Raw genomic sequence first — 13,406 nt, forward strand, 5'->3', positions numbered from 1 at the left:
GATGAGCAGCCGACGCGTCCTGTGGTGGGTGCTGCTCCTGGCGAGCCTCCTGCCGGCCGCGGCCCTGACCGTGCTGCGCCTGGGGGCGTGGGAGGCGGGGCCGGCGATCCGCCTGGTCTCCTTCACGCCGTACGCCGTCGTGGCCTACGCCGTCGCGCTGGTGCTGCTGCTCGGCGTGGCCCGCCGCACCCGCGGGGCGCGCCTGGCCGCCCTCGGCGTGGTGGCGGCGCTGGTGCTGCACGGCTCGTGGCTGGCGCCGCTGGTCGTGGGCTCCCCGGCCTCGGCGACCGCGGGGGAGGCGGCGGGCGACGAGCGGGTGGTCGTGATGAGCAGCAACCTGCTGATGGGGCGCGCCGACGCCGCCCAGGTGGTGCGCACCGCGGTGGAGGGCGACGTCGACGTCCTGGTGCTGCAGGAGGTGACCCGCCGGTCGCTGGCCGGGCTGGAGGCGGCCGGGCTCGACGAGCTGCTGCCGCACCGCATCGGCTTCCCGGTGACGGGGGAGCGGCCCTTCGCCGACACCGTCGGCACCATGGTCTTCGCCCGGCAGCCGCTCGGCGAGCCGCGTCCGCTCGGCACGGTGCTGCAGTCGTGGGAGGTCGAGGTCGACGGGCTGGTGCTGCTGGCCGTGCACCCCTCGGCGCCCACCGACCCCGAGGGCTGGGTGCGCGACCACGACCTGCTCCGCGAGGCGGCCCGCGAGAGCGGCGCCGACCTGGTCGTCGGCGACTTCAACGCCACCCTCGACCACGCCCCGGTGCGCCGGCTGGTCGACGACGGCTACCGCGACGCGGTCGAGCAGAGCAACGGCGGCTGGCAGCCGACCTGGCCGGCCAACGGCCTCTTCGCCGGCCTGCCGGTGCTGCTGGTGCAGATCGACCACGTGCTCACCGGCCCGGGCCTGGTCGCCGACTCGGCGCGCACCGTGCGCATCGACGGCACCGACCACCGTGCGCTGCTGGTCGAGGTGCTGGTGGCGGCACGTAGGCTGGGCCGGTCATGAGCACGCCCGTCTACCTCGACCACGCAGCGACGACGCCGATGGTGCCGGTCGCGTTCGAGGCGATGACCGGGCAGCTGGCCCACGCCGCCAACCCCTCCTCGCTGCACGCCTCGGGCCGGCGCGCGCGCCGGGTGGTCGAGGAGTCGCGCGAGACGATCGCGCGGTCGCTGGGCTGCCGGCCCGGCGAGGTGGTGCTCACCTCCGGCGGCACCGAGGCCGACAACCTCGCGGTGAAGGGCATCTACTGGGCGCGCCGCGCCGAGGACCCCCGCCGGGTGCGCATCCTCACCACCGCGGTCGAGCACCACGCCGTGCTCGACCCCCTCGACTGGCTCGCCGAGCAGGGCGGCGCCGAGGTCGAGCTGCTGCCCGTCGACGCCGACGGACGCCTCGACCCCGGGACCCTGCGCGCCAGCATCGAGCGCGACCCCGCCAGCGTGGCGCTGGTCTCGGTGATGTGGGCCAACAACGAGGTCGGCACCCGCCAGCCCGTCACCGACGTGGTCGCGGTCGCCGCCGAGCACCGCATCCCGGTGCACACCGACGCCGTGCAGGCCCTGGGCGTGCTGCCCGTCGACTTCGCCCGCTCCGGCGTCGACGCGATGACGGTGAGCGGGCACAAGGTCGGCGGACCGCACGGCGCCGGCGCCCTCGTCGTACGACGCGAGGTCGGGGTGGTCCCGCTGGTCCACGGCGGCGGGCAGGAGCGCGACATCCGCAGCGGCACCCTCGACGCGCCCGCGATCGCCGGGTTCGCCGCCGCCGTCGAGCTGGCCGTCGCCCGCCAGGGCGAGCACGCGGCGCGGATGGCGGGGCTGCGGAAGCGGCTGGTCGACGGGGTCCTGCAGGTCGTGCCCGACGCGGTGCTCAACGGTCCGGGCCCCGACACCTGGGACGCCGAGCGGCTGCCCGGCAACGTGCACCTGTCCTTCCCCGGCTGCGAGGGCGACTCGCTGCTGATGCTGCTCGACGCCCGCGGCATCGAGTGCTCGACCGGCTCGGCCTGCTCGGCCGGGGTGCCGCAGGCCTCCCACGTGCTGCTGGCGATGGGCCGCAGCGACGCCGCCGCCCGCAGCTCGCTGCGGTTCTCGCTGGGCCACACCTCCACCGAGGCCGACGTCGAGGCCCTGGTGGGCGCGATCGGTGCCTGCGTCGAGCGGGCCCGGGGGGTCCGGCTCTGATGCGCGTCCTCGCCGCCATGTCGGGCGGCGTGGACTCCGCGGTCGCCGCGGCCCGCGCCGTCGAGGCCGGCCACGACGTCACCGGCATCCACCTGGCCCTCTCGCGCAACCCGGCGTCGTACCGCTCGGGGGCGCGGGGCTGCTGCACCATCGAGGACAGCAACGACGCGCGCCGGGCCGCCGACGTGATCGGCATCCCCTTCTACGTCTGGGACATGTCCGAGCGCTTCCACGAGGACGTCGTGGAGGACTTCATGGACGAGTACGCCGCCGGGCGCACCCCCAACCCGTGCCTGCGCTGCAACGAGAAGATCAAGTTCGCCGCGGTCCTCGACAAGGCGCTCGCGCTGGGCTTCGACGCGGTCGTGACCGGGCACTACGCCCAGCTGCGCACCGGCGACGACGGGCTGGTGGAGATGCACCGCGCGATCGACCACGGCAAGGACCAGTCCTACGTGCTCGGGGTGCTCGACCAGCGCCAGCTGCGCCACTCGCTCTTCCCCCTCGGCGGCTCCACCAAGACCGACGTGCGCGCCGAGGCCGCCGAGCGCGGGCTGCTGGTCGCCGACAAGCCCGACAGCCACGACATCTGCTTCGTCGCCGACGGCGACAACGCCGGCTGGCTGCGCGAGAAGCTCGGCGACCGGGCCCCCAACCACGGCGGGGTCGTGGTCGACGACGCCACCGGCGAGGAGCTCGGGCGCCACGACGGCACCTACGGGTTCACCATCGGCCAGCGCAAGGGCCTGCGGATCGGTCGCCCGGCCCCCGACGGCAAGCCCCGCTTCGTGCTCGACATCGAGCCCGTCAGCGGCACCGTGCGGGTCGGGCCGCGCGAGCGGCTCGCGGTGCACCGGCTGCGCGGCATCCGCCCGCGCTGGTGCGGCACCCCGCCCACCCGGCTCGAGGGCCCGGCGGTGAGCGTGCAGCTGCGCGCCCACGGCGCCGAGCTGCCGGCCCGGGTCGTGGTCGACGACGGCGAGGAGCTCGAGGTCGTCGTCGAGCTCGGCGAGCCGGCGTACGGCATCGCGCCCGGGCAGGCGGTCGTCGTCTACGACGGCAGCCGGGTCGTCGGCTCGGCCACCATCAGCGAGACCACCAGCAGCACCCCAAGCAGCACCCCCAGCAGCACCCGAGGAGACACGTGAGCGTCCTGGCCACCGCGATCGGCTCGATGCCCGGCGAGGACAGCGGCGGGGCCGCCTACCGCGAGGCGGTCAAGGTCGTCCTCGACTCCCTGCCCGACCTGGCGTGCGTGCCCGAGCTGCCCGGGCGCGGACCGGCCGCCACGATGACCGGGCGCACCCTGGCCGTCGTCGAGGGCCTCGACGTCGACCTGCAGCCCGCCGGGTGGCGGCTCACCGGCTCCTCGGGCAGCCCCGGCCTCGACCACCGCCGCACCCGCAGCCTGCTGGCCCAGGACCTCGACGCCGTCGAGGAGCTCGGCCAGGGCTACGCCGGCACCGTCAAGCTCCAGCTCGCCGGCCCGTGGACGCTGGCGGCCACCGTCGAGCGCCCGCGCGGCGACGTCGTGCTCGGCGACCACGGGGCGCGGCGCGACCTCGCCGCGGCGCTGGCCGAGGGGCTCGGCGCCCACGTGCGCGACGTGCGCCGACGGATGCCGAGCGCGGCCGCGCTGGTGGTCCAGCTCGACGAGCCCGCCCTGGCCTCGGTGCTCGCCGGCGCGGTGCCGACCGCGTCGGGCTTCGGCCGCCACCGCACCGTGCACCCGCCCGAGGCCTCGGCCCTGCTCGAGACCGTCATCGGGGCGGTCGTGGCCGAGGGCGCCGAGCCGTGGGTGCACTCCTGCGCCGCCGGCACCCCGCTGGCGCTGCTGCGCGGCGCCGGGGCCCGCGGCCTGCTCGTCGACGCCGACCGGCTCGGCGCCGCCGACCACGACGTGCTCGCCGAGGCGCTCGAGGCCGGGACGCCGTGGTGCTGGGGTGGTGCCGAGCACCGACCCCGACGGCCCGAGCGGCTCGGTCACCGACACCGCGCTCACCCAGCGCGTCGTGCGCTGGCTCGACATGCTCGGCCTCGACCCCGCCTCGGGCCGCCTCGGCGTCTCGCCGGCCTGCGGCCTCGCCGGGGCGTCGTACGACTGGTCGCGGCGGGCGCTGGCCCTCAGCCGAGCCGTCGCCGACAACCTGACGAACCTGGGGTAGTCCCGGGCGAGCGACCCTCCGGGGTCGTCCGTGCCGGCAGCTCCCGCACGCGCCCGCGCTGGTCGAGCAGTGACGAGCGCCAGCGAGGAACGTCGTCGAGACCCGGTGAGCTGGGCGTCGACGGTGACCGCTCGCCGTACGCCGCGTGCTCACGGGGTTTCGACGGGCGCTCGAGCCTTCGGCCCTCGCTGCTCGACCAACGGCGGGGGAGACGCCAGGGGTGTCCCCGGCACCGGGCAGGATGTCCCTCATGAGCGACCCCACCCCCGCCGGAGACGAGGCGCGCGAGGAGCACCGCCGGCTGGCCGAGGAGATCGGCGACGCGCGCTGGCGCTACTACGTGCTCGACGACCCGACGATCGACGACGCCGACTTCGACGCCCGGATGCGGCGCCTCGAGGAGCTCGAGGACGCGTTCCCGGAGCTGCGCACCCCCGACTCGCCGACCCAGCAGGTCGGGGGAGCGGTCTCGACGCTCTTCACCGCCGTCGACCACCTCGAGCCGATGCAGAGCCTCGACAACGCGTTCTCCTACGAGGAGCTCGAGGCCTGGCACGAGCGGCTGCGCCGCGACGGCGTCGACGACCCGCCGCTGCTGTGCGAGCTGAAGGTCGACGGCCTGGCGATCAACCTGCTCTACGAGGAGGGTCGTCTGGTGCGGGCGCTGACCCGCGGCGACGGCCGCACGGGGGAGGACGTCACCCCCAACGTCAAGACCATCGACACCATCCCGCACCGCCTCACCGGCACCGACGAGTTCCCGGTGCCCGAGCTGGTCGAGGTGCGCGGCGAGGTGTTCCTGCCGGTCGCGGCGTTCGAGCGCCTCAACGAGGCGATGACCGAGGCGGGCAAGCCCGTGTTCGCCAACCCGCGCAACGCCGCCGCCGGCTCGCTGCGCCAGAAGGACCCCCGGGTCACCGCGACCCGGGCGCTGGGCATGGTCTGCCACGGCGTCGGCGCGCGCCGGGGCTTCGAGCCCGTCTCGCAGTCCGAGGCGTACGGCGCCCTGCGGGCCTGGGGCCTGCCCACCAGCGAGCGGGCCACGGTGCTGGCCACGCTCGCCGAGGTCGAGGCGCTGATCGCCCACCACGGCGAGCACCGCCACGACGTCGAGCACGAGATCGACGGCGTCGTGGTCAAGGTCGACGCGGTCAGCGACCAGCGGCGCCTGGGCTCGACCAGCCGCGCCCCGCGCTGGGCGATCGCCTTCAAGTACCCGCCCGAGGAGGTCAACGCCGAGCTGCTCGACATCCGCGTCAACGTCGGGCGCACCGGCCGCGTGACGCCGTACGGCGTCATGGTGCCGACCCGGGTGGCCGGCTCGACGGTCGAGAACGCCACGCTGCACAACGCCCACGAGGTGCGCCGCAAGGACGTGCGCCCGGGGGACACGGTGATCCTGCGCAAGGCCGGCGACGTCATCCCCGAGATCCTGGGCCCGGTGCTGGCGCTGCGGCCCGAGGGCCTCGAGCCGTGGGTGATGCCGACGCACTGCCCGGCCTGCGGCACGGCGCTGGCCGAGCAGAAGGAGGGCGACAAGGACCTGCGCTGCCCCAACCACGAGCAGTGCCCCGCCCAGGTGCGCGAGCGGGTCTTCCACGTGGCCGGGCGCGGCGCCTTCGACATCGAGGGGCTGGGCTACGAGGCCGCCTCGGCCCTGCTCGAGGCGGGCGTGATCACCAACGAGGGCGACGTCTTCGCGCTGACCGCGCAGGACCTGCTGCGCACCGAGCTCTTCACCCGGGCCGCCAAGCGCACCGAGGCCGACGACGCCACCGACGGCCGGGTGCTCTCGGCCAACGGCCAGCGGCTCCTCGACCACCTCGACCGTGCCAAGCAGGTGCCGCTGTGGCGGGTACTGGTCGGGCTGTCGATCCGCCACGTCGGACCGACCGCCGCGCGGGCGCTGGCCCAGGAGTTCGGGTCGATGCAGCGCATCCGCGAGGCCAGCGAGGAGGACCTCGCCGCCGCCGAGGGGGTCGGCCCCACGATCGCGACCGCGGTCATCGAGTGGTTCGCGGTCGAGTGGCACTGCCGCATCGTCGACGCCTGGGAGGCGGCCGGGGTCACGATGGCCGACGAGCGCGACGAGTCGGTGCCGCGCACCCTCGAGGGCCTCACGGTCGTGGTCACCGGCTCGCTGGTCGACTTCAGCCGTGACTCGGCCAAGGAGGCGATCCTGTCGCGGGGCGGCAAGGCCGCGGGCTCGGTGTCGAAGAAGACCGACTTCGTCGTGGTCGGCGACAACGCGGGCTCGAAGGCCGAGAAGGCCGAGCAGCTGGGGGTGCCGGTCCTCGACGAGGACGGCTTCAAGTCGCTGCTCGAGCAGGGCCCCCCGGAGGCCTGAGCGGCCCCCGGGGAGCCCGGAGGGAGCGGTCGGCTCAGGCGGCGAGCTTGGCGCCGATGCGCAGGGCCCGCTCGACGAGGTGGTCCATGGCGGCGAGGTCGTCCTTGTCGAGCTCGGACGAGGCGCCCGTGACCTTGCCGACCCCGTAGGGGTTGCCGTCGGTGAACTTGATCGGGTCGGTGTAGCCCGGGGGCACGATCACGCCGCCGAGGTGGACGAAGGTCGTGAGCATCGACAGCAGGGTGGTCTCCTGGCCGCCGTGCGCGGTCTGGCTGGCGGTGAAGCCGGCGTAGACCTTGTCGGCCAGGGCGCCCTGCTGCCACAGCGGGCCCAGGGTGTCGATGAAGGACTGCAGCTGGCTGGTGACGCTGCCGTAGCGGGTGCCGGAGCCGAGGAGGACCACGTCGGCCCAGGCCAGGTCCTCGGGCTCCGCGACCGGGCGGTCGGCCACCGCGGCCCGGTGCGCTGCCCAGCCCTCCACCGACGACCAGACCTCCTCGGGCGCGGTCTCGGCGACGTGGCGCAGCCGCACCTCGGCCCCGGCCTTCTCGGCGGTCTGCGCCGCGCGCTCGGCCAGCGCGTGCACGGTGCCGTAGGAGGAGTAGTAGACGATCGCGATCTTGGTCATGCGGACGCTCCCGGGAGGTCGAAGGAATGTTGATTCTTCAACTTCGACGGTAGGTGGTGCGTCGCCGCGGATCGCCCACCCCCGGGGGTGGGCCTCAGCCCGCGAGCATGGTCAACGCGACCGGGAAGTCGCGCAGCTCGTGGGCCAGCGCGTCCCACAGCCGGTCCACGGCCGCAGGGTCGCCGCCGCGGCCCGCCACGACGTCGCGCAGCCAGGCACGGGCCTCCGAGAGCACCGTGGGGTCGTCGCAGAGCAGGGCGCTGGCCACCGAGTCGACGACGTGGGAGGTGTGGGTGGCCAGGACCACGCGCCAGTCGTCGGGCGGCAGCGCCAGGTTGCCGAGGTCGAGCGCGGCCAGCACGTCGCCAACGATCCGGTCGGCCCCGGCCTGCACGGCCCGTGCCTCGGCCGCGCCCGGGTGGTGCAGCGCGGGGGCGGCACCGACGTGGCGGGGCAGCTCGGCCAGCACCTCGAGGGCGCGCGCCGGCGACTCGGCGTACGCCGTGGCGCCGAGCGTGCGCCAGCGTCGCGCGTCGGTGAAGGCCCGCCCGCCGACCACCACGGGGGTGCCGGTGCCACGCACGGCCTCGACCTGGCGGCGCAGGCGGGGCAGCGACGAGGAGAGCGACGCGCTGAGCAGCACGGCCCGCGGGCCCCGGTCGAGGATCGTGGAGACCAGCTCGTCGCGCGAGGTGGAGGCGCCGGTGTGCACCGCGTCGAGCCCCCGCGCGCGCAGGACGGTGGTGAGCACCAGCGCCGGCATCGCGTGCCACTCGCGCTCGGCGCAGGCGACGAGCAGCAGCGGGCCGGGGCCCACGTGCAGGGTGTCGGCGAGGCGTCGGACCACGGCCTCGGAGACGGCCGTGGCCGCGTGCTCCTGCGCGACGCTCCAGTCGTTGGCCGCCCAGCGCTCGCCGACGCGGCGCTGGGCCTCGACGACGACCTGCTCGAGGAAGTCCTCGACCCCGAGACCGGCCTCGAGCGCGCGGGCGGCGACGGCGTGCGCCGCGTCGGTGTCGGCCGCGGAGACCGCGGCCCAGTAGTCCTCGCGGTGGGCCGCGCCGACCTCGTCGGTCAGCGTGCTCATGCGCCCGCCCCGACCTCGCGGTGCAGGACCACGAGCGCGATGTCGTCGTGCGCGCGCTCGCCCAGGTGGTCGGAGACGGCGACGGCGACGGCCTCGGCGACGGCGGCCGCCGGCATGCCGGCCACCGCGGCCAGCGTCGCCTCGAGCCGCTCCTGGCCGAAGAGGTCGTGCACGCCGCGGGCCTCGGTCACCCCGTCGGTGTAGAGCACCAGCGTGTCGCCGGGGTCGAGGCAGGCGGTGGTCTCCGGGAAGTCGGCGCCGTCCAGCAGCCCCAGCGCCACGCCCTGGCCCTCCTGGGCCTCGACGGACCCGTCGGCCCGGACGATCAGGGCGTCGGGGTGGCCGGCGCCGGCCAGGGTGACCTCGAGCCGGTCGCCGTCGCGGGTCAGGCGTCCGCACACGGCCGTGGCCAGGCGCTCGCTGAACTCGTCGTCCTGGTCGGCCTCGAGCACCAGCACCCGGTTGGTCAGCGCGAGCACCGCGCCCGGCTCGCGGTGCACCAGCGAGGAGGTGCGCACCGCGTTGCGGATGCGCTTGGCGTGCACGGCCGCCTCGACGCCCTTGCCGGTCACGTCGCCGCACAGCAGCATCAGGTCGTCGGGGTGGGCGGGGTCGCTGAGCACGTCGAAGAAGTCGCCGCCGACCGCCTGGGACTCGTGGGCCACGCGCACGTGGGTGGCGATCTGCAGGCCCGGCACCTCCGGCACCCGGCCGGGGGCCAGCGAGCGGCGCAGCACGTCGGCGACGTAGCGGCTCTCGGCGACCAGCAGGGTCGCGTCGAGGCCGACGCCGATGCGGTCGGTCAGGTCGCCCAGGAAGGCGTGCGAGCCCGAGAAGTCACCCCCGCGGTCGCGGCCGACGACCAGCGAGCCCAGGGTGCGGCCCCGCGCGGTCAGCGGCAGCACTACCAGCAGCTCCACCTCGCTCAGCTCGAGCCGGGCGGCGAGGTCGGGGTCCACGACCACCGAGCGGAGCGCCTCGCGCCGCGCCGACCCGTGGCGGGGCAGGACCACCTCGGTGGCCAGACCCGTCTCCATGGTGGCCGCGGCGTCGCGGGGGAGCGGGTCGGCCAGGGGCCTGCGCACCGTGGTCGGCTCGTCGACGTGGGTGCCGCTGCTGACCAGGTGGTGGGGACCGGAGCGGACGACCACCTGGGCGACGTCGACGACCTCGTCGAGCAGCAGCTCGACCAGGGCCTCGAGGCCCCGGTCGGGGTTCTGGACGGCCGAGACGCTGCGCGAGAGGCGCAGCAGGAACTCGGCGCGGCTGACGGCCTGGGCCAGCCGTGCGCGCGGCTCGGCGGATCGTGAGTCGGCGAGCAGACGCGCAGGACGTTCCCGCGTCGTCGCCGTCATCGAGCCTCCATGCTGCCGTTGCCTGCGACCACAGTAAGGAACTCGTGGGTGAAGTGCCCGTTCCCGGGCCCCGACCCACCCGGTCGGGTGGTCGGGCGCCGGCCTCCTAGGATGGCGCCCATGCCCGAGATCACCCGAGACGAGGTCGCCCACCTGGCGACCCTGGCCCGGATCGACCTGTCCGACGACGAGCTCGACCACCTGGCACCCCAGCTGTCGGTCATCCTCGAGTCGGTCGCCTCGATCAGCGAGGTGGCCGGCGCCGACGTGCCGCCGACCTCGCACCCGCTGCCGCTGACCAACGTCTTCCGCGAGGACGTCGTCAGGCCCGGCCTGAGCGCCGAGGAGGCCCTCGCGGGCGCCCCGGCCTCCGAGGAGCAGCGCTTCATGGTGCCGCGGATCCTGGGGGACGAGCAGTGAGCATCGACCTGACCCGCGCCAGCGCCGACGCGATGGCGCGCGCCCTGGCCGCCGGCGAGACGACCTCGGTCGAGCTCACGCAGGCGGCGCTCGACGCGATCGCCGCCGTCGACGGCGCCGTGCACGCCTACCTCCACGTCGACGCCGAGGGTGCGCTCGCGCAGGCCGCCGCCTCCGACGCCCGCCGCGCCGCCGGCACCCCCGCCTCGGCCCTCGACGGCGTGCCCGTCGCGGTCAAGGACGTGCTGGCCACCACCGGCCTGCCCACCACCTGCGGCTCGAAGATCCTCGAGGGCTGGCTGCCGCCGTACGACGCCACGGTCGTGGCCCGGCTCAAGGCCGCGGGCCTGCCGATCCTGGGCAAGACCAACATGGACGAGTTCGCGATGGGCTCCTCCACCGAGCACTCCGCCTACGGCCCGACCCACAACCCCTGGGACCTCGAGCGCATCCCCGGCGGCTCCGGCGGCGGCTCGGCCGCGGCCGTCGCCTCCTTCACCGCGCCGCTGGCCCTGGGCACCGACACCGGCGGCTCGATCCGCCAGCCCGGCGCCGTCACCGGCACCGTGGGCGTCAAGCCGACGTACGGCGGGGTCTCGCGCTACGGGCTGGTGGCGATGGCCAACTCCCTCGACCAGGTCGGCCCGGTCACCCGCACCGTCCTGGACGCGGCGCTGCTGCACGAGATCATCGGCGGCCACGACCCGCTCGACTCCACCTCGGTCGACCAGCCGCTGCCCCCGCTGGTCGAGGCGGCCCGCCAGGGCGCGGCCGGCGACCTGTCGGGGCTCAAGGTCGGGGTCATCACCGAGCTGTCCGGCGAGGGCTACCAGGCCGGCGTGCTGGCCCGCTTCCACGAGTCCGTCGAGCTGCTGGTGCAGGCCGGGGCTGAGGTCGTGGAGGTGTCGTGCCCGAACTTCGTGCACGCGCTGGCGACCTACTACCTGGTGATGCCCTGCGAGGCGTCCTCCAACCTCGCCAAGTTCGACGCGATGCGCTACGGCCTGCGGGTGCTGCCCGAGGGCGTGGAGTCGCCGTCGGCCGAGGAGGTCATGCGCGCCACCCGCGACGCCGGCTTCGGCGACGAGGTCAAGCGCCGCATCATCCTGGGCACCTACGCGCTCTCCAGCGGCTACTACGACGCCTACTACGGCACCGCGCAGCGGGTGCGCACCCTGATCTCCCAGGACTTCGCGGCTGCCTTCGAGAAGGTCGACGTGCTGGTCAGCCCGACGTCGCCGACCACCGCCTTCAAGCTCGGCGAGAAGCTCGACGACCCCCTCGCGATGTACCTCAACGACCTCGCGACCATCCCCGCGAACCTCGCCGGCGTGCCGGGCATCTCGGTGCCCAGCGGCCTCGCCGAGGAGGACGGGCTGCCCACCGGGTTCCAGGTGCTGGCCCCCGCCCTGGCCGACGACCGGCTCTACCGCGTCGGCGCGGCCCTGGAGGCCGCGCTGGAGGCGCAGTGGGGCGGCCCGCTGCTCGACAAGGCCCCCACCCTGGAAGGAGCGGCCCGATGAGCGCCGCCGAGACCCTCGTGCCGTTCGACGACGTGCTGGCCGCCTACGACCCCGCCCTGGGCCTCGAGGTCCACGTCGAGCTCAACACCAACACGAAGATGTTCTGCGGCTGCCCGACGGCCTTCGGCGCCGAGCCCAACACGCAGGTCTGCCCGACCTGCCTGGGCCTGCCGGGCGCGATGCCGGCGGTCAACCGGGTCGCGGTCGAGTCGGCGATCCGGATCGGCCTCGCGCTGAACTGCGAGATCGCCGAGTGGTGCCGCTTCGCGCGCAAGAACTACTTCTACCCCGACATGCCGAAGAACTTCCAGACCAGCCAGTACGACGAGCCGATCGCGTTCGAGGGCTGGATGGACGTCGACGTCGACGGGGAGACCTACCGGGTCGAGATCGAGCGCGCCCACATGGAGGAGGACACCGGCAAGTCGCTGCACGTCGGCGGCTCCACCGGCCGCATCCACGGCGCCGACTACTCGCTGGTCGACTACAACCGCGCCGGCATCCCCCTGATCGAGATCGTCACCAAGCCGATCACCGGCATGGGGGAGAAGGCCCCGGCGGTGGCCCGCGCCTACGTGCAGCAGCTGCGCGACCTGATCGTCGCGCTCGGGGTCTCCGAGGCGCGGATGGACCAGGGCAACCTGCGCGCCGACGTGAACCTGTCGCTGGCCCCCAAGGGCTCCACGACGCTCGGCACCCGCACCGAGACCAAGAACGTCAACTCCTTCCGCTCGGTGGAGCGCGCGGTGCGCTTCGAGATGCAGCGCCACGCCGGCATCCTGGGCTCCGGCGGCTCGATCCTGCAGGAGACCCGGCACTGGCACGAGGACACCGGCGTGACCACCAGCGGTCGCGAGAAGTCCGACGCCGACGACTACCGCTACTTCCCCGAGCCCGACCTCGTCCCGGTGGCGCCCTCGCGCGAGTGGGTCGAGCAGCTGCGCGGCACCCTGCCCGAGAACCCGACGCAGAAGCGGGCGCGGCTGCAGGCCGACTGGGGCTTCACCGACCTCGAGATGCGCGACACCGTGGGTGCCGGGGCGTTCGGGCTGGTCGAGGCCACCGTGGCCGCCGGCTGCGCGCCGCAGGCCGCCCGCAAGTGGTGGCTGGGCGAGATGGCGCGACGCGCCAACGACTCGGGCGCCGACATCGCCGACCTCGGGGTCACCCCGCTCGACGTGGCCCGGGTCCAGGCCCTGGTCGACGAGGGGTCGCTCAACGACAAGCTGGCGCGCCAGGTCTTCGACGGGCTCCTGGCCGGCGAGGGCACGCCCGACGAGATCGTCGCGGCCCGCGGCCTGGCCATCGTCTCCGACGAGGGTGCGCTCAACGCCGCCGTCGACGAGGCGATCGCCGCCAACCCCGACGTCGCCGACAAGATCCGCGACGGCAAGCACGCCGCGGCCGGTGCGCTCATCGGCGCGGTGATGAAGCAGATGCGCGGCCAGGCCGACGCCGCCCGGGTGCGCGAGCTGGTGCTCGAGAAGCTCGCCTGACGGGCGCGTGCCGCCGCCGGGCCCCGGCGGCGGTACGCTCCGCTCACCAACTCCACATGCACGCCCTCGCAGGGGGAAGCCGGTCGAACTCCGGCGCTGACCCGCAACCGTGGGCCGTCCCAGGACGGCGAGCCGGAGCACCCTCGTGCGGCGTACCGATCACACGCTGTCGAGGACCGCAGCGGTGTCGCCCTCGCCGCG

The 13,406-nt window shown here is 74.9% G+C and carries 11 protein-coding genes; 8 read left to right on the top strand and 3 right to left on the bottom strand.

Annotated elements, in window-relative coordinates; translation table 11 throughout:
* Position 1: 1 nt before the first annotated feature.
* The 5 genes from H0S66_RS13605 to ligA are packed head-to-tail and all read left to right on the top strand — an operon-like array spanning position 2 to position 6,696.
* On the top strand, positions 2-1,003 hold the full coding sequence (locus tag H0S66_RS13605; RefSeq protein WP_179615860.1) for an endonuclease/exonuclease/phosphatase family protein: 1,002 nt from the start codon (positions 2-4) through the stop codon (positions 1,001-1,003).
* Positions 1,000-2,184: a cysteine desulfurase family protein gene (locus H0S66_RS13610; RefSeq protein ID WP_179615861.1), complete on the top strand. Its 1,185-nt coding sequence runs from the start codon at positions 1,000-1,002 to the stop codon at positions 2,182-2,184. Before H0S66_RS13605 ends, H0S66_RS13610 begins: the two co-directional genes overlap by 4 nt.
* Complete coding sequence (mnmA, locus tag H0S66_RS13615; protein ID WP_179615862.1) at positions 2,184-3,332, top strand: tRNA 2-thiouridine(34) synthase MnmA; 1,149 nt, start codon at positions 2,184-2,186, stop codon at positions 3,330-3,332. Before H0S66_RS13610 ends, mnmA begins: the two co-directional genes overlap by 1 nt.
* Positions 3,329-4,603, top strand: a complete 1,275-nt coding sequence (locus tag H0S66_RS13620) for a uroporphyrinogen decarboxylase/cobalamine-independent methonine synthase family protein (protein WP_258016915.1) — start codon at positions 3,329-3,331, stop codon at positions 4,601-4,603. The genes mnmA and H0S66_RS13620 overlap by 4 nt, the downstream gene beginning before the upstream one ends.
* Positions 4,600-6,696 carry an NAD-dependent DNA ligase LigA gene (gene ligA / locus H0S66_RS13625; RefSeq protein ID WP_246305149.1) on the top strand — a complete coding sequence of 699 codons (2,097 nt, stop codon included), beginning with the start codon at positions 4,600-4,602 and terminating at the stop codon, positions 6,694-6,696. The genes H0S66_RS13620 and ligA overlap by 4 nt, the downstream gene beginning before the upstream one ends.
* A gap of 34 nt (positions 6,697-6,730) precedes the next feature.
* On the opposite strand, the gene wrbA is transcribed toward ligA, so the two are convergent.
* The 3 genes from wrbA to H0S66_RS13640 form a co-directional block, all read right to left on the bottom strand.
* On the bottom strand, positions 6,731-7,324 hold the full coding sequence (wrbA, locus tag H0S66_RS13630) for an NAD(P)H:quinone oxidoreductase (RefSeq protein ID WP_179615864.1): 594 nt from the start codon (positions 7,322-7,324) through the stop codon (positions 6,731-6,733).
* A 94-nt stretch (positions 7,325-7,418) separates the two neighbouring features.
* Positions 7,419-8,411, bottom strand: a complete 993-nt coding sequence (locus H0S66_RS13635) for a cobalamin B12-binding domain-containing protein (RefSeq protein WP_179615865.1) — start codon at positions 8,409-8,411, stop codon at positions 7,419-7,421.
* Complete coding sequence (locus H0S66_RS13640) at positions 8,408-9,766, bottom strand: PP2C family protein-serine/threonine phosphatase (protein WP_179615866.1); 1,359 nt, start codon at positions 9,764-9,766, stop codon at positions 8,408-8,410. The genes H0S66_RS13635 and H0S66_RS13640 overlap by 4 nt, the downstream gene beginning before the upstream one ends.
* A gap of 120 nt (positions 9,767-9,886) precedes the next feature.
* On the opposite strand from H0S66_RS13640, the gene gatC reads away from it, so the two are divergent.
* The 3 genes from gatC to gatB are packed head-to-tail and all read left to right on the top strand — an operon-like array spanning position 9,887 to position 13,205.
* The gene (gatC, locus tag H0S66_RS13645; RefSeq protein WP_179615867.1) at positions 9,887-10,186 is read left to right on the top strand and encodes an Asp-tRNA(Asn)/Glu-tRNA(Gln) amidotransferase subunit GatC; all 300 of its coding nucleotides are present in this window, start codon (positions 9,887-9,889) and stop codon (positions 10,184-10,186) included.
* A gap of 32 nt (positions 10,187-10,218) precedes the next feature.
* The gene (gatA, locus tag H0S66_RS13650; protein WP_218877116.1) at positions 10,219-11,709 is read left to right on the top strand and encodes an Asp-tRNA(Asn)/Glu-tRNA(Gln) amidotransferase subunit GatA; all 1,491 of its coding nucleotides are present in this window, start codon (positions 10,219-10,221) and stop codon (positions 11,707-11,709) included.
* Positions 11,706-13,205 carry an Asp-tRNA(Asn)/Glu-tRNA(Gln) amidotransferase subunit GatB gene (gatB, locus tag H0S66_RS13655; RefSeq protein WP_179615869.1) on the top strand — a complete coding sequence of 500 codons (1,500 nt, stop codon included), beginning with the start codon at positions 11,706-11,708 and terminating at the stop codon, positions 13,203-13,205. The genes gatA and gatB overlap by 4 nt, the downstream gene beginning before the upstream one ends.
* The last annotated feature ends 201 nt before the right edge of the window (positions 13,206-13,406 follow it).

This window comes from Nocardioides marinisabuli, assembly GCF_013466785.1.
In the GTDB taxonomy this organism is placed as follows: Bacteria; Actinomycetota; Actinomycetes; order Propionibacteriales; family Nocardioidaceae; genus Nocardioides; species Nocardioides marinisabuli.